Source organism: Bosea sp. Tri-49 (assembly GCF_003952665.1).
Lineage (GTDB): Bacteria > Pseudomonadota > Alphaproteobacteria > Rhizobiales > Beijerinckiaceae > Allobosea.
In genome coordinates this window covers 955,531-974,527 of sequence record NZ_CP017946.1, presented here as the reverse complement: position 1 = coordinate 974,527, position 18,997 = coordinate 955,531, and the positions used below count along the sequence as shown (strand labels likewise).

The following is an 18,997-nucleotide window of genomic DNA, read 5'->3' as shown; positions in this document are numbered from 1 at the left end:
ACGAAGCTTGCCGATGTCAAACAAACCGATCCTGCAGCTATCGATCTATGGAGCCGTTTGCCTGGCGCTCCTCCTGATCCCGGCCTTCATCGACGACGCCTTCCTGCTCAACAAATTCGCGCGCTACCTGATCTTCGGCATGCTCGCCGTCGCGCTGAGCCTGTCCTGGGGCTATGCCGGCATCCTCAATCTCGGTCAGGCGACGACCTTCGGCATCGGCTCCTACTGCATGGCCATGGCGCTGAAGCTGAAGACCGTGCCGATCCATACCGGCGCCGAGGGTCTGCCGGACTTCATGGTCTGGAACAACGTCACCGAACTGCCCTGGCTCTGGTGGCCGTTCCAGTCGCTGCCCTTCGCCGTCGCGGCCGGCATCCTCGTTCCCGCCGCCTTCGCCGCGCTGCTCGGCTGGTTCATGTTCGGAGGGCGTGTCGCCGGCGTCTATTCGGCGATCATCACGCTGGCCGCGATGGTCGTGGTCAACCTGATCATCATCGACCAGCAGAGCTACACCGGCGGCTTCAACGGCATCACCGACCTCGCGCGTTTCGAGGTGCTGGGGGTCAGCTTCGACGCCTATGCCCGCTCCACCTATCTGCTGGTCGCGGCCTGCCTGACGGTGGTGCTCTTCGCCGCGCTCGCGCTGACGCGCTCGAAGACCGGGCTGATCCTGCAGGCGATCCGCGATCAGGAGGAGCGCGTCCGCTTCTTCGGCTATGACGTCGCCCGCTACAAGACCTTCGTCTTCGCGGTCTCCGCCGCGATCGCTGGCCTCGCCGGCATGCTCTACACGATCGTGATGGAGTTCGCCTCGCCGACCTTTCTCGGCGTGCCGCTCAGCCTGTCCATCGTCATCTGGGTCGCTGTCGGCGGCCGCCAGAGCTTGCTCGGCGCCATGCTCGGCGCGCTCCTGGTGACGGGTGTGCAGGGAAGCCTGTCGGAATCGGAGATCTTCCTCAGCACCTGGACGCTGGTAATGGGCGGCTTGTTCGTCCTGATCGTGCTGTTCATACCGCGCGGGCTGGCCGGCATCGTCTCCGGCCTGCGCCGCCGCGACACAGCCCGGAAGGCCGCGGCGCAGCAGTCGCGCCCCGTCGGTACCGCCGGCGCTCCGGCAGGGAGGGCGGCATGACCGGCACGGCACAGGCGCAGCTCGCTCTGCGCGACGTCACCGTATCCTTCGGCGGCTTCGTCGCCGTGGACGGCCTCGACCTCACGGTCAACCGGGGCGAGCTGCGCTGCCTGATCGGCCCCAACGGAGCCGGCAAGACCACGACGCTCGATCTGATCTGCGGTCGCTCGCGGATCTCTTCCGGCGCAATCGTCTTCGACGGCAAGGAGATCCACCAGCTCAGCGAGTTCGAGATCGCCCGGACCGGCATCGGCCGCAAATTCCAGGTACCGAGTGTCTTCCGCGAGCTCAGCGTGCGGGACAACCTCGAGATCGGCAGTTCGAGGCAGTACGGCGTCCTGCGCAACCTCGGCAAATTCGGCGGAGCGGCTGATCGCGAACGCCTCGAGCGCTTGGCCGAGCTCGTCGGTCTCTCGGACGATCTCGACAAGCAGGCGGCGCAGCTCTCGCACGGCCAGACGCAATGGCTCGAGATCGCGCTGATCCTGGCGCAGGACCCGCCGCTCATCCTGATGGACGAGCCGACCGCGGGCATGACCGCCCATGAGACCGAGAAGACGGCCCAGCTCTTCAACACGCTGCGCGGCAAGCACACGCTGATCGTCGTCGAGCACGACATGGGTTTCGTGCGCGACATCGCCGAGACGATCTCGGTGATGCACCAGGGCAGGCTGCTGGCGCAGGGCACGGCCGACGAGGTCTCGGACGATCCCCAGGTTCGCGAGGCCTATCTCGGCTCGGGAGGCATCGGCCATGCTTGAGCTCAGCAATGTCGACGGCTTCTATGGCCGCAGTCGCGCGCTGCAATCGATCTCGCTGAGCGTGGGCAAGGGCGAGTTCGTCAGCGTGCTCGGGCGCAACGGCGTCGGCAAGACGACGCTGCTGCGCACGATCCTCGGCCTGATGTCGAAAACCTCGGGCTCGATCCGGCTCGACGGCAGCGAGATCGGCGAGCTGCCGACGCATCGCCGCGCCAAGGCCGGACTGGGGTACGTGCCGCAAGGCCGGGGCATCCTGCCCGACTTCACCGTGCGCGAGAACCTGCTGCTGGGAACCTACGCCGCCGAGACTTCGGAGCGGCGCATCCAGGATTACGTCTTCGAACTCTTCCCGATCCTGCGGGATTTCCTAGGCCGGCGCGGCGGCAATCTGTCCGGCGGCCAGCAGCAGCAGCTCGCCATCGCCCGCGCGCTGCTGTCTGAGCCCAAGATCCTGCTGCTCGACGAGCCGACGGAGGGAATCCAGCCCAACATCGTCGAGCAGATCGAGGACATCCTGATCGATCTCAACCGCAAGCGCGGCCTGTCGATCATCCTCGTCGAGCAGAACATCACCTTCGCGCGTCGCGCATCGCACCGTTTCGCGATGCTCAACCGGGGCAGCGTCGCGGTCAGCGACCGCATCGAAGCGCTCTCCGAAGATCTCATCCATCGCTACCTCGTCGTCTGAGACGGGCAATCCAGGGAGGCCAGACCATGTATCACGGCGATATTACGAGCAGTAAGGACACAGTCGGCGTCGCCGTCGTGAACTACAAGATGCCGCGCCTGCATACCAAGCAGGAGGTTCTCGCCAATGCGCGCAACATTGCTGAAATGGTCGAGGGCATGAAGATCGGCCTGCCGGGCATGGATCTGGTGATCTTCCCGGAATATTCGACGCACGGAATCATGTACGATTCCAAGGAGATGTATGAGACCGCCTCGCAGATTCCGGGCGAGGAGACCGAGATTTTCGCCGCCGCCTGCCGGAAGGCGAATGTCTGGGGCGTGTTCTCGCTGACCGGCGAGCGCCATGAGGAGCATCCCAACAAGGCGCCCTACAACACGCTCATCCTGATGAACAACAAGGGCGAGATCGTCCAGAGATACCGCAAGATCATGCCCTGGGTCCCGATCGAGGGCTGGTATCCCGGCGACTGCACCTATGTCTCGGAAGGGCCGAAGGGCCTGAAGATCAGCCTGATCATCTGCGATGACGGCAACTATCCCGAGATCTGGCGCGACTGCGCCATGCGCGGCGCCGAGCTGATCATCCGCTGCCAAGGCTACATGTACCCGGCCAAGGAGCAGCAGGTTCAGATCTCGAAATCGATGGCCTGGGCAAACAACGTCTATGTCGCGGTTGCGAACGCCTCGGGCTTCGACGGCGTCTATTCCTACTTCGGCCATTCGGCGATCATCGGCTTCGACGGCCGCACGCTCGGCGAGTGCGGCACCGAGGAGAACGGCATCCAATACGCCCAGCTCTCGGTGTCGGCGATCCGCGATGCCCGCAAGAACGGCCAGTCGCAGAACCATCTCTTCAAGCTGCTGCACCGTGGCTACACCGGCATGATCAACTCCGGCGACGGCGACAAAGGGACGGCGGACTGCCCCTACAATTTCTACGCCAAATGGATCAACGATCCCGAAGGCACGCGCGAGATGGTCGAGGCGATGACTCGCACGACCGTCGGCACCGATGAATGCCCGATCGACGGCATTCCGAACACATCAGCCCATCGCTGAGCCGAACGGGACCCGCCCGGCGCACCTGCGCCGGGCGGTGCGACCGAGCATCCGACAACGAAATAGGGGGAATCGCGGTGTCCAAACATTCCGCAGGGTCGGGCGCGGCTGCGCCGGCCGATGCCGATCACGTGCTCGGCGAGGAATACGAGCACGAGCCGGTGCCGATGGCTGCCCGGCGCAGCCTGTTCTCGATGGTGATGGTCTGGGCCGGGTTCCCGATGATCATCACCGGTGCCATGACCGGTTCGCTGCTGGTTCTGGGCATGGGCTTCTCCCGTGCGCTCGTCGCCATGATCATCGGCAACCTGATCATGCTCGCTTATGTCGGCGCACTCGGCCTGTCGGCGACCCGCAGCGGCATGAATTTCGCGCTGATCGCCTCGCGCGTCTTCGGCACGAAGGGCTATGCGCTCGCTTCCGGCCTGCTTTCCACCCTCCTGCTCGGCTGGTTCGCGGTCCAGACCGGCATCACCGGCGCGCTCGTCGCCAGCACTTACGGGCTGAACTATGTCGCGATGACCATCGTCGCGGGGCTGCTCTATATCGGGATCACCTTCGTCGGCGTGCGCGGCCTGCATCTGATCGGCATGGTCTCCGTCCCGCTGTTCTTCGTGCTCGGCCTCTTCGTCGTCGTGCACGCCGCCGGTACGACCAGCTTCGAGGCGATCTGGAACTATGCCGGCAACAACGGCGTCGCGACGATGTCGATGGGCGTCGGCCTGACCGTCGTGATCGCGCTCTTCATCGACGCCGGCACCGTGACCGCCGACTTCAACAGATGGTCGAAGACCGGCAGCCATTCGCTGATCGCGACCTTCTCGGCCTTCCCGGTCTCGAACCTCGTCGCGATGCTCGTCGGCGGCATCATGACGGCCGCGCTCGCCGTGCCGAACGCCAATCCGTTCGGCGCCGACAACATGTTCGGCTACATGAACAAGCTGCAGATCGGCTGGCTCGGCCTCCTCGCCTTCCTGTTCCTCTACATCAATCTCGGCTCGGTCTGCTCGCACTGCCTCTACAATGCGGCGACGGGCTGGTCGCGCATCCTGCGCTCGAAGATGCGCCTGATGGCCGTCATCCTCGGCCTCGTCGGCATCGCTATCGCCGCCGGCAATGTCTGGGCCTTCTTCATCCAATGGCTGTCGCTGCTCGGGATCATCGTGCCGCCGATCGGCATGATCCTGCTGGTCGAGGCCTATGTGTTGAAGCACGGCTCGGCGGCGCAAAAGGAATGGCGCACGCTGCCCTTCGTCTCTTGGGCGCTCGGCGCCGCGGCGGGCTTCATCGTCGAATTCTACGCGCCGCAGCTTTCGACTGCGATCAGCGCCGGTCTCGTCGCCACCATCGCCCACCTGGTCCTGACCTCCTTCGCGGCCGGACGGGCTGCGGACCGTGCACCGGCCTGACCGGGCCGGCTCCATCGAAATCCCCATCTGAGAGACTATCGCGATGACCACCGACTACGAGATCTTCGAGCTGGGCGATCTTGCCCTTCAGCGTGGTGCGACGCTGCGCAACGCCAAGCTGGCCTACAAGACCTTCGGCACGCTCAACGCGGCCAAGGACAACGCCATCGTCTACCCGACCTGGTATTCCGGTCAGCACTACGACAATGAATGGCTGGTCGGTCGCAGCATGGCGCTCGATCCCGACAAGTACTTCATCATCATCCCCAATATGTTCGGCAACGGGCTGTCCTCGTCGCCGAGCAACACGCCCGAGCCCTACAACGCTGCCCGTTTTCCGAGGGTGACGGCCTGCGACAACGTCCGCGCGCAGCACCGGCTGGTGACCGAGCATTTCGGGATCGAGCATCTGCGGCTCGTCACCGGCTGGTCGATGGGCGGGCTGCAGACCTTCCATTGGGGCGCGCTCTATCCCGACATGATGGATCTGCTCGCGCCGTTCTGCGGCTCGGCGAAATGCTCCCGCCACAACTTCGTCTTCCTCGAAGGCGTGAAGGCGGCGCTGACGGCGGACGATGCCTTCCGCGACGGCTGGTATGTCGACAAGCCGCACAAGGGCTTGCGCGCCGCAGCGCGGGTCTATGCCGGCTGGGGTTTCTCGCAGGCCTTCTATCGCGAGGAGCTGGACATCAGGACGCTGGGATACAGCTCGCTCGAGGATTTCCTGGTCGCCTTCTGGGAGGGCTTCTTCCTCGATCGGGATCCCAACAATCTGCTGGCCATGCTGTGGACCTGGCAGAACGGCGATATCTCGGCCAACGAGCTCTACAATGGCGACTACAAGGCCGCGCTCGGCGCGATCAAGGCGAAGACCTATGTCATGCCCGGCCAGACGGACCTGTATTTCCCGCCGGAAGACAGCCGCAACGAGGTCGCCAACATGCCGAATGCGAGCTTCGTCCCGATTCCGTCGATCTGGGGGCATTTCGCCGGTGGGCCGGGCACCAATCCTGTCGACATCAAGTTCCTCGACGACCAGCTCAAGGAACTCCTCGCATCCTGACGCAGCGCGCGCGGCGGTAGATGACGCCCGCCACGCGACCACCGAGGGCCTGACGACGTGACTAATCTCGACGCTTACCGCATCGCCAAGGAACCGTTCTACCGCTCGGTCGGAGGCGAAGTCAGACTGTTCGAGGCTGCTTATCGCAGCCGAATGCCGGTGATGCTGAAAGGGCCGACCGGCTGCGGCAAGACCCGCTTCGTCGAGCACATGGCCTGGCGCCTCGGCCGGCCGCTGATCACCGTGTCGTGCCATGAGGACATGACCGCCTCGGACCTCGTCGGGCGCTATCTGCTCGATGCCGAGGGCACGGTCTGGCACGACGGGCCGCTGACGCTGGCAGTTCGTCAGGGCGCGATCTGCTATCTCGACGAGATCGTCGAGGCCCGGCAGGACACCACCGTGGTCATCCACTCGCTCACCGACGACCGGCGCATCCTGCCGCTGGAGAAGAAGAACGAGGTGGTGAAGGCCCATCCCGACTTCCAGGTCGTGATTTCCTACAACCCCGGCTACCAGAGCGTTCTCAAGGACCTCAAGGAATCGACCAAGCAGCGCTTCGCAGCCATCCCCTTCGACTATCCCGAAGCGGCCGGCGAGGCCGAGATCGTGATGCGAGAGGCCGGCTCCGACAAGCGCACCGCCGAGACGCTGGTGCGCATCGGCGCGCGCTCACGCAACCTCAAGGGCCGCGGGCTGGACGAAGGCGCCTCGACAAGGATGCTCGTCAACGCCGCCTTGCTCGTCGCCGCCGGCGTCCCGATCATGGAGGCCTGCCAGGTCGCGCTCGTGATCCCGATCACCGACGATGACGATCTGCGCGATGCGTTGACGGGTGCCATCGCTGCCTGCGTCTGATGCCATGACGACGACCGAGGGCCGAAAGGAGACGGTTCGGGCGTTTCCGGCCGAATGGCAGGGGCGCTGGAGCGCGGCCCATACGCGTATCGACCAGGCCGGCTATGGCGACCTCATGGCCAGCGCCTATCGCAGCGCCGGGCCGATCATCGCCGCGAGATCGGGGCCGGCCGAGGCGATCCGGCTCGGCGAATCCGTCTCGCTCACAGCAATTCGCGCCGGCCGCCGTGCGGCCTGCCTGCTGGTCGGCGCGGCGCTGCATGCTGCCGAGGCCGCTCGTCACCCATCCGAGCTCGCATCGTGGCTCGAGCTGATCGACGACATCGCCAGGCGTGCGCCGAAGGTACTGAGTGCCTTCCTGCAAAACAGCTCGCAGGTTCTCGGCATACTCGGTTTCGCCGGTCTTGCGGTCTTTGCGCGCATGGGGCTCGATCTCGGCCGCGATGACGCTCGCCGGCTGGCCTTCTTTTCGCTGCAGAGCCCGGAAGCGCGCCAACTGCTCGAACGACAGCACCCATCTACTTCGTTGCCGGGATTGCTGCCCGGGCTGAAGCCCTATCTCCGCGCGCTTTGGGGCATCTCGCCGCCGATCGCCGAAACACCGGGCGATGCTCCCGAAGCGATGCGCCGCCGTGCCGGCTTCGGCGGGGGCGGCATCCGTCTGCCGCCATCCTATGCCGGTTTTTCGGCGAGCGATCAGAAACAGCTTCATCGCGCGACGCTGGCCCATATCGGCGCGCATCACTGCTTTACCAGCAAGCAGTTCCTGGCCAAAGGCCTGAAGCCGCTGCAGCTCGCCCTGGTTTCGCTGATCGAAGATGCGCGGGTCGAGCGGCTGGCCGTGCGTGAGATGCCGGGGTTGTTCGCCCTTTGGCGGAGCTTTCACGTGGCACGGCCAGAGGGTGCGCCAGTTGCGATCACGCTGATGGCACGGCTGGCGCGGGCCCTACTCGATCCGTCCTACGACGACCCGCATGGCTGGGTGAGCAAGGGCCGGGCACTCTTCGAGGAGGCTGCCGCAGTCGACATCGGCTCCCAGCAGCTCAGCCGCCATATTGGCGGGCTCCTGGGCAATGACATCGGCCAGATGCGGCTGCAGTTCGACGCCAAGAGCTATGTCGTGCAGCCGGCCTATCGCGACGACGGCATGGGACTTTGGGATTTCGGCGACGACAATCCCGAGGTTCCATACCAGATGCAGGCGCCTGCCGAGGGAGCCCGCCTCGAGCAACGCGATAGCGACGACGGCCGTCACGAGCCAGATCCCATCCCCGACGATTCCAGCGGCCGCGCAGCCATGGTCGAGGCGAGCGAGGATGTGGCCGTCGCGCGTTATCCGGAATTCGACTATGTGACCGGGCGCGAACGGCCGGACTGGTGCACGGTCCATGAGCCGGCCGTTCCCATGGCATCGCCTGCCGCGCTGCACCGCGCCATCGAGCAACGCGCCGATCTCGCCAACCGCCTGACCGCCATCATCCGGTCTTCCAAGGTCAGCCGTCAGCAGCGGGTTCGCCGGCAAGCGGAAGGCGAATTCCTCGACATGGACGCGGCGATCGAGGCGGTGATCGCGCGGCGCTCCGGCCAAATGCCGGAGGATCGCCTCTACGGGCGCTATGAGCGCCGCCACCGCGATCTCGCCGTTCTCGTGCTCATCGATACCTCCGCCTCCACCGGAGAACGCGTCAGCGGTCGCAGCGAGACGGTGCTGGAGACCGAACGCCTTGCCGTGGCCATGCTGGCGCGGGCGATGACGGAACTCGGCGACCCTTTTGCGCTTGCGGCATTCTCCTCAAATACACGCGACAATATCGGCTATCAGCGGATCAAGGATTTCGCGGGCCGCTATGATGCGGCAGCGGAGGGCCGGCTGGCGGGCTTGCAAAGCCACCATTCCACGCGGCTCGGAGCGGTGATCCGACATGCCGGCAAGGACCTGAAACGGCAGCTGAGCTACCGCCGGCTTCTCCTGATCATCACCGATGGTGAGCCGCACGACATCGATGTCGACGACCGTCGCTATCTGGTCGAGGATGCGCGCGCGGCCGTCCACGGGCTGCGCAATGACGGGATTGATGTGTTCTCCATCGTGCTCGACTCGGATGCCGAATCCTACGCGCCCCGCATTTTCAGGCGTCGGAATTGCGTTCAGTTGAAGTCGATCGAGACCTTGCCCGAAAAGCTACCGGGCTTGCTACTGCGATTGGCGGTATAGCGAGACCATGCGTGATAAATCGCCGAGACTGGTCATCTTGCGCGAGAACCAACTTGGGATCGACGTCGATGCAACATGAGTAACGGTAGCCATTTCCAAGCTGTATCGTCAGACAGTCGCTTGAAACTGAATATCGTTGGAAGCCGAAACTAGAAGGCCGACGAGGCGATCATATTATTAGCCAGATTGCCCAACAGCGGACCGCCTGAGAGTCCGCTACGGGCTCCAGCCCCGCACCTCGTGGCGCGAAGGCTCGTTAGTCAAAAAAAGGCGCCCGGTTTGACCCGGGCGCCCTCTCGCATTTGCGGAACTTTTCCTGCAATCGCGGCAACACTATGCCTCGATTTTCAACAACGATTAGACTCGCCGGTCACGAACACCCAGTCGTCGAGCCACACGTGTTGCACTTCAAACAGGTGCCGTTGCGCACCAGTGTGAAGTTGCCGCATTCGCCGCAGCTGTCGCCGACATAGCCCTTCATGATCGCCTCGGCCCGGCGCTCGGACGCGGTCGGCTGGGCGGCGGGCGCGGCGAAGCCGAGCTTGCTCATCTCGGCCTCTCCGAATTCCTCCGGCTCCTCCTTCAGCGCGGTCGCGCCGGCGGTGGCGAGGCCCATGGCGCTGCTGGTCGAGCGGGCGACCGCATCGTTGGCCGCCGCCCCGCCCTGGATGGCGAGCAAGTTGATCGGCTTGCCGCGGCGGAAGCCCGAGGAGGCCAGCGGGGTCGAGGTGATCGGCCCGGCCGCATCCGGCGCCTTGCCCTGCTCGACACCGCTGCCCATCACGTCATGGCCGATCTCGCTGGGATCGACATGGGCGAGGTCGTGCCGGCCGAGATAGGAGATCGCCAGCTCGCGGAAGACGTAGTCGAGGATCGAGGTCGCGTTCTTGATCGACTGGTTGCCCTGCACGAAGCCCGAGGGCTCGAAGCGGGTGAAGGTGAAGGCCTCGACATATTCCTCCAGCGGCACGCCGTATTGCAGGCCGAGCGAGACCGCGATGGCGAAGTTGTTCATCATCGCCCGGAAGGCCGCGCCCTCCTTGTGCATGTCGATGAAGATCTCGCCGAGGCGCCCGTCGGAATACTCGCCGGTGTGGACATAGACCTTGTGGCCGCCGACCACCGCCTTCTGAATGTAGCCGGTGCGACGCGCCGGCATCTTCTCGCGGTCGCGCACCCGCTCGACCCGCTCGACGATGCGCTCGACGATCTTCTCGGCGATCTGCGTGGCGCGCGCCGCCTGCGGCTGCTGGTAGAGCGCCTCGGTCGCGTCGTCCGCGTCGTCATCCTCGTCGGCGATCAGGGCCGAGTTCAGCGGCTGCGACAGCTTCGAACCGTCGCGATAGAGCGCGTTCGCCTTCAGCGCCAGCTTCCAGGAGAGCAGATAGGCGCTCTTGCAGTCCTCGACGGTGGCATCGTTCGGCATGTTGATGGTCTTGGAGATCGCCCCCGAGATGAAGGGCTGCGCCGCCGCCATCATGCGGATATGGCTCTCGACCGAGAGATAGCGCTTGCCGATGCGCCCGCAGGGATTGGCGCAGTCGAAGACGTTGTAGTGCTCTTTCTTCAGGTGCGGCGCGCCTTCCAGCGTCATCGCCCCGCAGACATGGACGTTGGCGGCTTCGATCTCGGCCTTGCTGAAGCCGAGGAAGGGCAGGAGCTCGAACGACATGTCGTTCAGCTTCTCGGCCGGGACGCCCAGCGTACCGATGAGAAAGTCCTCGCCCAGCGTCCACTTGTTGAAGACGAACTTGATGTCGAAGGCGCTCTTCAGCCCCTTCTCGACCGCCTCGATCTTCTCGTCGCTGAAGCCCTTGGCCCGGAGCGAGCCGGGATTGACGGCGGGCGCCTGCTTCATCGAGCCATGGCCGACGGCATAGGCCTCGATCTCGGCAATATCCGCCTCGCGATAGCCCAGCGCGCGCAGCGCGTCCGGAACCGCGCCGTTGATGATCTTGAAGTAGCCGCCGCCGGCGAGCTTCTTGAACTTAACCAGCGCGAAGTCGGGCTCGATGCCGGTGGTGTCGCAGTCCATCACCAGGCCGATCGTGCCGGTCGGCGCGATCACGGTCGACTGGGCGTTGCGGTAGCCGTGCTTCTCGCCGAGCGCGAGCGCCTCGTCCCAGCTCGCCTTGGCCCGCTCCGACACCGTCGCCGAGGAGCCGCCGAGGCGCTCCAGCGTCGCATGGTCGAGCGGCACCGGCGTGACTTGCAGGCCCTCATAGCCGGAGGCTTGGCCATGGGCCGCGACGCGGTGGTTGCGGATGACGCGCAGCATGTGCTGGGCGTTCTTCTTGTAGCCCGGGAACGGGCCGAGTTCGCCCGCCATCTCGGCCGAGGTCGCATAGGCGACGCCGGTCATGATCGCGGTCAGGCCGCCGGCGAGCGCCCTGCCCTCGTCGCTGTCGTAGCCGAGGCCCATGGTCATCAGCAGGCCGCCGATATTGGCGTAGCCGAGACCGAGCGTGCGGTACTCATAGGAGAGTTCGGCGATTTCCTTCGAGGGGAACTGCGCCATCGTCACCGAGATCTCGAGGACGATCGTCCAGAGCCGGCAGAGATGCTCGTAACCGGCGACGTCGAAGGCTTTGGTCTGCCGATCGTAGAACTGCAGCAGGTTGGCCGAGGCCAGGTTGCAGGCGGTGTCGTCGAGGAACATGTACTCAGAACACGGGTTCGAGGCGCGGATGCGTCCCGAGGCCGGGCTGGTGTGCCAGTCGTTCATCGTGGTGTTGAAGTGCAGGCCGGGATCGGCCGAAGCCCAGGCGGCGTAGCCGATCTTCTCCCAGAGGTCGCGCGCCTTCAGGGTCTTGGTGACCTTGCCGGTGGTGCGGCCGATGAGGTTCCAGTCCCCATCCGTTTCCACTGCGCGCAGAAAATCGTCGGTCAGCGAGACCGAGTTGTTTGAGTTCTGGCCGGAGACGGTGAGATAGGCCTCCGAATCCCAGTCGGTGTCGTAGGTGTCGAACTGGATCTCGGTATAGCCCTGCTTGGCGAACTGGATGACGCGCTTGATGTAGTTGTCCGGAACCAGCGCCTTGCGGGCGAGCTTGATCTCGCGCTTCAGCGCCGGGTTCTTCTCGGGATCGAAGCAGGCATCGTCGGCGGCCTCGCAGTTCACACAGGCCTTCATCACCGCCTTCATCGCCTTCTGGACGATCTTGGAGCCGGCGACCAAAGCCGCGACCTTCTGCTCCTCCTTCACCTTCCAGTCGATATAGGTCTCGATATCGGGGTGATCGACGTCGACCACCACCATCTTGGCGGCGCGGCGGGTGGTGCCGCCCGACTTGATCGCGCCGGCAGCACGGTCACCGATCTTGAGGAAGGACATCAGGCCCGAGGAACGGCCGCCGCCGGCGAGCTTCTCGCCTTCGCCGCGCAGCATCGAGAAGTTCGAGCCGGTGCCGGAGCCATACTTAAAGAGGCGCGCCTCGCGCACCCACAAATCCATGATGCCGCCCTCGTTGACGAGGTCGTCCTGCACGCCCTGGATGAAGCAGGCATGCGGCTGCGGATGCTCGTAGCTCGACTTCGACTTCACCAGCTTGCCGGTCTTGAAGTCGACGTAGAAATGGCCCTGGCTCGGCCCGTCTATGCCATAGGCCCAATGCAGGCCGGTGTTGAACCATTGCGGCGAATTCGGCGCGACCATCTGCGAGGCCAGCATGAAGCGCAGCTCGTCGTGGAAGGCGTGGGCATCCTCCTCCGAGGAGAAATAGCCGCCCTTCCAGCCCCAATAGGTCCAGCAGCCGGCGAGCCGGTCGAAGACCTGCTTGGACGAGATCTCGGAGCCGAAGCGCTCAGCCTCCGGCAGCTTGGCGAGTGCAGCCTCGTCGGGAACCGAACGCCAGAGGAAGGACGGGACGTCGTTCTCCTCGACCTTCTTCGAATGCGCCGGCACGCCGGCCTTGCGGAAATACTTCTGCGCGAGCACGTCGCTCGCCACCTGCGACCAGGCGTCCGGCACCTCGATGCCCTCGAGCCGGAAGACGATCGAACCATCGGGATTGCGGATCTCGCTCACCGCCGAGCGGAAGGGGATCGCCGAATAGGGCGACTGGCCGGCGGTGGTATGGCGGCGCTCGATGCGCATAAGCTTCGTCCCCAATGCTTGCCGCGGACGCATCCTAGCGCCCCGCGCGGCCGGTTGCTCACCGGCTCCTGATGTCAATCCAACTCGGTTTGCTGCCCCTGGATCCCGCAGCGGTGTCACCCCGCCGTCGAGCGTCCGGTTGCGACCAGGCGGAGCATACGTCGCCGTTCGCCGTCGCCATTGCTGGCGCGCCGCGGTGATCGCCCGACCCATCTGGGAACTCGTTTCGCGGGTCGAAAAAGGCGTCTCCGCCAACCGTCACGCGACCGTCAAAATTTAGTCCCGATTGGGTCGCGCCGTCAAGGATTAGTGCGCAGCGATAGGTGTGGATACGACATCTTGTAGGAAGATGTGGATCATGGGGATAAGTTTCAAGGCACCGGCTAAGCCCAAGGAATCGCATGGGGAATCGCAGCGGCGTTGCCAGCTTGCAACGATCCTTGCCCTTGTGAAACCACTAAAATCCGCTGGACCATGGTTAACCGGGCGTCAACAGGACTGTCGCGACCCACCAGCGAAAGCGCTCTCTGCGCCAGCAGCCACAAGTGCTTGAATCCGCGCGATGCTTGGCTGGCTGGCGCGATCTCGGGACGCGTCGCGGCGCATCTCGAATCATGACCGAATCGTGGCGAGGCTCCACATGACGCTGCTGACGGGTTTGGGCGCTCCCGCCACCTAGCTGCAAAGTCAGCTGGAGAACCGCCATGACCGACACAGTCTTCGAACTGCGCCGCTACACCTTGAAGCCCGGCGCGCGCGAGACGCTGATCCGCGTCTTCGACACCCATCTCGTCGAGACGCAGGAGGCGGTCGGCATGAGCGTGGTCTGCCAGTTCCGCGATCCCGCGGCGCCCGACCAGTTCGTCTGGTTCCGCGGCTTTGCCGACCAGGAAGCGCGCACCCGCGCCCTCCCCGCCTTCTATGATGGACCGGTCTGGGCGCAGCATGGCCCGGCGGCGAACGAGACGATGCTGGAATGGCACGACGTGCTCATGCTGAAGCCGGCAACGCCTGGCTCCGGCTTGGACACATCCGGCCTCGAACGGCTGCCGCCGAGCACGATCGATCTTGAGGACGGGCACAACTACATCGTCGCCATCCATCATCTCGCGCCCGGGGCCGCCGACGCTGAGGCCGTGCTTGCGGCGAAGGCGGTCGCCGATGCGGTAGGCTCAACCGGCGGCGCCGTGATCGCCAGCCTGATCAGCGACCGCAGCGAGAACGGCTTCAAGCAGCTACCCGTGCGCGAGGGCGAATGCGCGGCCGTCACGCTCGTCCGGCCTGCGGTCGCGCAGGCGATACCGGCGCTCGAAGCCGCCTTGCGGGCGGTTCCAGTCGGCAACGGCCGGCCCCCGGATATCGCCCGCCTCGTGCCGACCGCACGCTCGCTGCTGCGCTGAGCCGCACTGGACATCGCGCACCCGCATCTTCATAAGTCGCGCGACGGCCTGAGGCCTGCGCGGACGCGAAGCGATGAACCAGACCCTGCTCCAGATCTTCACCTGGTGGAACGGCCAGACCATGGGCACGCGCTTCCACACCTGGCGCTTCGGCGAGAAGGTCGGCGAGGACGAGTTCGGCAACATCTACTACCGCACCAAGGGCGGCAAGAAGGACAAGGCGCTCGGCATCCAGCGCCGCTGGGTCGTCTATAATGGCCCGGCCGAGGCCTCGATGATTCCGCCCGGCTGGAATGGCTGGCTGCATCACACCGTCGACGTCGCCCCGTCCGAGGAAAAATACGTCGCCCGCGAGTGGCAGAAGCCGCACCAGCCGAACCACACCGGCACGGCGCTGGCCTACCGCCCGAAGGGCTCGACGCTCGGCGACAACGAGACCCCGGCCGCGACCGGCGACTACCAAGCCTGGACGCCCGGCCGCTGAGCGGCAGGCGGCCACCCGTCGCGGCGTCCGATAATTATGCCTTTCCTGCATAGACACTTCCGGTTTATGCAGATGCATTATGAATCTTCAGGACATTCAGGCCTTCGTCGCAGCCGCTGAGACGGGCTCGGTCAATCGCGCCGCCGCGCGGCTGCACCTGACTCAACCCGCGACCACCCGGCGTATCCAGAATTTCGAGGCGACGATCGGTGCGGAGCACCTGTTCGATCGATCGGTAAAGCCGGCGACATTGACCGCCTTCGGCCAGCATGTGCTCGAGCATTGCCGACGTGTCCTGCTGGCCGTCGCCGAGTTGGAGGCCTGTGCCGACCCTGCCGCTGATCCGGCTGGGGACCTGCGGGTCGGCGTCGCCCATGGGCTCGGCGAGATCGTGCTGACGACACCGCTGGATGCCGTGCGGCGCTCCTTCCCGCGGACCCGGATGCAAATCAGCTCGAACTGGAGCACCAGGCTCATCGAGGATGTCCGCACCGGCGCCATCGACTGCGCCGTCGGACTGCTGACGGACGCGCACACGATTCCGACCGGGCTGCTCAGCCACTCGCTCGGCAGCGAGCAGGTTGTCGTCGTCTCTGCATCGAGAGCTCCCGTCGGCCCTGACGGCAGCCCATGGCGGCTGCGCGATCTGGCCGAGGAAGGCTGGCTTCTAAACCCTCGCGGATGCGGCTGCCGGGCTGCGCTGGAACGGTCCTTCGACCGGCAGAACCTGGCGATCCGTATCGCCGCCGAGGTCTTCGGCGAAGACCTTCAACTATCGCTGCTGCATCACGGCGGAGGCCTCGGCCTGGTTCCGCGCCGGCAGTTCGAGCACAGCCCGCATCGTCATGGCCTGCATATTCTCGAAGTCAGCGACTTCCAGATTTCCACCCATGTAGCGTTGATCGAAAATGCCGTTCCAGGGCGTTTCGGCCCGGCCATCCGGAAGCTCGCAGGCGAACTCCAGGCAATGCTCTAGCGCGACAAAATAGACATAATCATTATCGGTAATATGCATTTGATTTATGATTTTGTGAGGCGCATCTCCCTCTGACGGCAAGACGCCAGCGCAACTGCGCGAGGCCGCCCCGCCCTTCAGCAGAGATGACCCAGATGATCGTCACGGTATTCCGCTCCCGCCTGAACCCCGAGGCTCAGTCCGAATACGCCACCATGGCCAAGCGCATGAGCGAGCTCGCGCGAACCATCCCCGGCTACATTTCCCACAAAGGCTTCACGGCCGAGGATGGCGAGCGGGTGACGATCGTCGAGTTCGAGTCCGAGGACGCCTTGCGCGCCTGGCGAATTCACCCGGAGCACGCCAAGGCCAAGAAGCACGGCATCGAGAGCTTCTTCAGCGGCTACAGCGTCCAGATCTGCAATGTCCTGCGCAGCCGCGGCTCGCCAGCCAAGGTCCGGGCGGGCGAACCCGGCTCCGGCGAATGACGACCCCGTTTCCAGAAGGGCGCACCGCCAGCCGGCCGATCGTGACGCCCGAACTCATCGAGCACCATCGCCGGCTCGCTTTGTCCGAGCGTCGCGCCGCGATCCGTGCAGCCGTGCTGTGGACCTTGCATCAGGCCGATAGGCTGTTGCGCAGATTCCGGCCAAATCGCCGGGCGCAAGGTCTCGTGCGCGTTACCCCGTCCCACCAGCGAAATCGACCAGCAGCTTGACGTTGAGCGCCGCGATCACCACCGCGATCAGGACGGCGAAGGCGACGAGCCAGCGCGGCGCGACGAGTTCGCCCATCTTCGTCTTGTCGGCGGTGAACATCACCAGCGGGAAGACGGCGAAGGAGAGCTGCAACGAGAGCACGACCTGGGTCAGGATCAGCAATTTTGCCGTGCCGGCATCGCCATACCAGATCGTCACCGCCGCCGCCGGGATGATGGCGATGCCGCGGGTGATCAGCCGGCGCAGCCAAGGCGGCAGTTTGATCTTGAGGAAACCCTCCATCACGATCTGGCCGGCCAGCGTCGCCGTCACCGTCGAGTTGATGCCACAGCAGAGCAGCGCGATGCCGAACAGCGTCGGCGCGATCGCCAGCCCGAGCAGCGGGCCGAGCAGCTTGTGCGCTTCGCCGAGCTCCGCGATTCCCGTCTGGCCGGTCTTGTGGAAGGTCGCAGCGGCGAGGATCAAGATCGAGGCATTGATCAGCAGCGCGAACATCAGCGCGACCGTCGAATCGATCGTGGCGTAGGTCAGCGCCTGACGCTTTTCGGGCAGGGTTTCGCCATAGGCACGCGTCTGCACGATGCCCGAATGCAGATAGAGATTATGCGGCATCACGGTGGCGCCGAGGATGCCGAGCGCGAGGTACAGCATCTCCGGATTGGTGACGATCTCGGTGGTCGGCGCGAAGCCACGGATCACCTGCCCCCAGTCCGGGTCAGCGAGCGCGATCTGGATCGCAAAGCAGATCGCGATCACGCCGAGCAGGGTGATGATCAGCGCCTCGACCCAGCGGAAGCCGAGCCGCTGCAAATAAAGGATCAGGAAGACGTCGAGCGCGGTGATGATCACGCCGAGCTCGAGCGGAATGCCGAAGATCAGGTTGAGGCCGATCGCGGTGCCGATCACCTCGGCGATATCGGTCGCGATGATCGCGATCTCGGCGAGGAACCAGAGCATATAGGCGATAGGCTTCGGGAAAGCGTCGCGGCAGGCTTGGGCAAGGTCGCGGCCCGAGGCGATGGCGAGCCGCGCGCAGAGCGACTGCAGCACGATCGCCATGATGTTGGAGACCAGCGCGACGACGAGCAGCGTGTAGCCGAACTTCGAGCCGCCGGCGAGCGAGGTCGCCCAGTTGCCGGGGTCCATATAGCCGACGGCGACAAGATAGCCCGGGCCGACGAAGGCGGCGGCGCGCCGCCAGCCGGGTCCGGAACTGCGCACCGCGATCGAGCGGTGGACGTCAGCCAGCGAAGCCTCGCCGCGATCATTCCGCCAGCCGGATGGCGTCCCGTCGACGCGCGCTTCCATGCGAAACCCTCGATTTTGCACTTGCAAGGCATTGGCAGGTTATGGATTTGCAAATGGATTGCAACTGCATGACCCACTGGCGCGGACATGCCTGGTATGCACACAGGAGGGGCGCAGCTGACACTTCGGTCACAGCCTGCGCGCGTCGAACCTCACCACCCGCCCTTTTTCCGCTGCGATTGGCATGCTACTGCGCCCCGTCGCGCCTCGGCTCCGCTCGAAGAGAATCACAAACCAGCATGCTCTCGTTCCGCAGGATCCTCGCCCTCGCAGCCGTCTCCGGCGCAGCGCTCGCGCTGGCTGTGCCCGCCAAGGCCGACCGCATCCGCAATCCCACCGCGGTCTTCGCCGGGCTCGACAAGATCACCGGCCGGATCATCTCCTTCGAGGTCGCGATCGACGAGACGGTGCAGTTCGGCGCCTTGCAGATCACGCCGCGCGTCTGCTGGACGCGCCCGCCGACCGAGGCGCCGCAGACGACCTCCTTCACCGAGGTCGACGAGGTCACGTTCAACAATGAGTATCGGCGCATCTTCACCGGTTGGATGTATGCGTCGAGCCCTGGCCTGCATGGTGTCGAGCACGCGATCTACGATGTCTGGCTGACCGACTGCAAAGGCGGCACCGAGCTGGTGGTCGACCCGAAGGAGCCGGAAGCGGCGCCGCCGCCGCTTACGCCGGACCAGCGCCGCCCCGCCCGTCCAGCTCAGCAGACACCGCCGCCGAACCAGCGCATCGACGTCGCCCCGCCGCAAGGCGTGCCGGTGCAGCCGCGCCAGACTCCGTCGCAGCGCTTCTTCCCGACCAACCCGGCTCCGGGCCGCGACCCCGCCGGCGGCAACTGAATC

General features: G+C 65.1%; 15 protein-coding genes and 1 pseudogene. 14 read left to right on the top strand and 2 right to left on the bottom strand.

The genetic code is table 11. From position 1 onward, the window contains the following. Nucleotides 1-13 precede the first annotated feature (13 nt). The 8 genes from urtC (at nt 14) to BLM15_RS04840 (ending at nt 9,187) form a co-directional block, all read left to right on the top strand. A complete protein-coding gene (gene urtC, locus BLM15_RS04875; RefSeq protein ID WP_126110889.1) occupies nt 14-1,132 on the top strand; it encodes an urea ABC transporter permease subunit UrtC in 1,119 nt (372 codons plus the stop codon). Continuing rightward, the gene (gene urtD / locus BLM15_RS04870; RefSeq protein WP_126110887.1) at nt 1,129-1,893 is read left to right on the top strand and encodes an urea ABC transporter ATP-binding protein UrtD; all 765 of its coding nucleotides are present in this window, start codon (nt 1,129-1,131) and stop codon (nt 1,891-1,893) included. Before urtC ends, urtD begins: the two co-directional genes overlap by 4 nt. Then, a complete protein-coding gene (gene urtE, locus BLM15_RS04865; protein WP_126110885.1) occupies nt 1,886-2,581 on the top strand; it encodes an urea ABC transporter ATP-binding subunit UrtE in 696 nt (231 codons plus the stop codon). The genes urtD and urtE overlap by 8 nt, the downstream gene beginning before the upstream one ends. A gap of 26 nt (nt 2,582-2,607) precedes the next feature. Then, on the top strand, nt 2,608-3,642 hold the full coding sequence (locus BLM15_RS04860; RefSeq protein WP_126110882.1) for an aliphatic amidase: 1,035 nt from the start codon (nt 2,608-2,610) through the stop codon (nt 3,640-3,642). A 77-nt stretch (nt 3,643-3,719) separates the two neighbouring features. Continuing rightward, complete coding sequence (locus BLM15_RS04855; RefSeq protein WP_236846574.1) at nt 3,720-5,051, top strand: purine-cytosine permease family protein; 1,332 nt, start codon at nt 3,720-3,722, stop codon at nt 5,049-5,051. Nucleotides 5,052-5,094: 43 nt separating this feature from the next. Further along, complete coding sequence (locus tag BLM15_RS04850) at nt 5,095-6,114, top strand: alpha/beta fold hydrolase (protein ID WP_126110878.1); 1,020 nt, start codon at nt 5,095-5,097, stop codon at nt 6,112-6,114. 57 nt (nt 6,115-6,171) lie between these two features. Next, nucleotides 6,172-6,972, top strand: coding sequence for a CbbQ/NirQ/NorQ/GpvN family protein (locus BLM15_RS04845; RefSeq protein WP_126110877.1), 801 nt, complete (start codon nt 6,172-6,174; stop codon nt 6,970-6,972). Nucleotides 6,973-6,976: 4 nt separating this feature from the next. Next, a complete protein-coding gene (locus BLM15_RS04840) occupies nt 6,977-9,187 on the top strand; it encodes a nitric oxide reductase activation protein NorD (RefSeq protein WP_126110875.1) in 2,211 nt (736 codons plus the stop codon). Between the two features lie 370 nt (nt 9,188-9,557). Here BLM15_RS04840 and BLM15_RS04835 read toward each other — a convergent pair whose 3' ends face one another. Beyond that, complete coding sequence (locus tag BLM15_RS04835) at nt 9,558-13,283, bottom strand: vitamin B12-dependent ribonucleotide reductase (RefSeq protein WP_126110873.1); 3,726 nt, start codon at nt 13,281-13,283, stop codon at nt 9,558-9,560. Nucleotides 13,284-13,987: 704 nt separating this feature from the next. Between BLM15_RS04835 and BLM15_RS04830 the strand changes: the two genes are divergently transcribed. From BLM15_RS04830 to BLM15_RS04815, 5 genes and pseudogenes are all read left to right on the top strand, one after another. Next, complete coding sequence (locus BLM15_RS04830) at nt 13,988-14,683, top strand: NIPSNAP family protein (RefSeq protein ID WP_126110870.1); 696 nt, start codon at nt 13,988-13,990, stop codon at nt 14,681-14,683. A 73-nt stretch (nt 14,684-14,756) separates the two neighbouring features. Further along, entirely contained in the window at nt 14,757-15,167 is a 411-nt protein-coding gene (locus BLM15_RS04825; RefSeq protein ID WP_126110868.1) for an NADH:ubiquinone oxidoreductase subunit NDUFA12, read from the top strand. Between the two features lie 79 nt (nt 15,168-15,246). Then, nucleotides 15,247-15,375, top strand: a pseudogene (locus BLM15_RS32290) (LysR family transcriptional regulator); the annotation flags it as partial. A gap of 183 nt (nt 15,376-15,558) precedes the next feature. Beyond that, entirely contained in the window at nt 15,559-16,143 is a 585-nt protein-coding gene (locus BLM15_RS04820) for a substrate-binding domain-containing protein (protein ID WP_236846572.1), read from the top strand. A gap of 125 nt (nt 16,144-16,268) precedes the next feature. After that, nucleotides 16,269-16,610 carry an antibiotic biosynthesis monooxygenase family protein gene (locus tag BLM15_RS04815; RefSeq protein WP_126110864.1) on the top strand — a complete coding sequence of 114 codons (342 nt, stop codon included), beginning with the start codon at nt 16,269-16,271 and terminating at the stop codon, nt 16,608-16,610. A 192-nt stretch (nt 16,611-16,802) separates the two neighbouring features. Here BLM15_RS04815 and BLM15_RS04810 read toward each other — a convergent pair whose 3' ends face one another. After that, the gene (locus BLM15_RS04810) at nt 16,803-18,149 is read right to left on the bottom strand and encodes an Nramp family divalent metal transporter (protein WP_126110862.1); all 1,347 of its coding nucleotides are present in this window, start codon (nt 18,147-18,149) and stop codon (nt 16,803-16,805) included. A gap of 239 nt (nt 18,150-18,388) precedes the next feature. Here BLM15_RS04810 and BLM15_RS04805 point away from each other — a divergent pair, with 239 nt between their 5' ends. Next, on the top strand, nt 18,389-18,994 hold the full coding sequence (locus tag BLM15_RS04805) for a DUF2155 domain-containing protein (protein ID WP_126110861.1): 606 nt from the start codon (nt 18,389-18,391) through the stop codon (nt 18,992-18,994). The last annotated feature ends 3 nt before the right edge of the window (nt 18,995-18,997 follow it).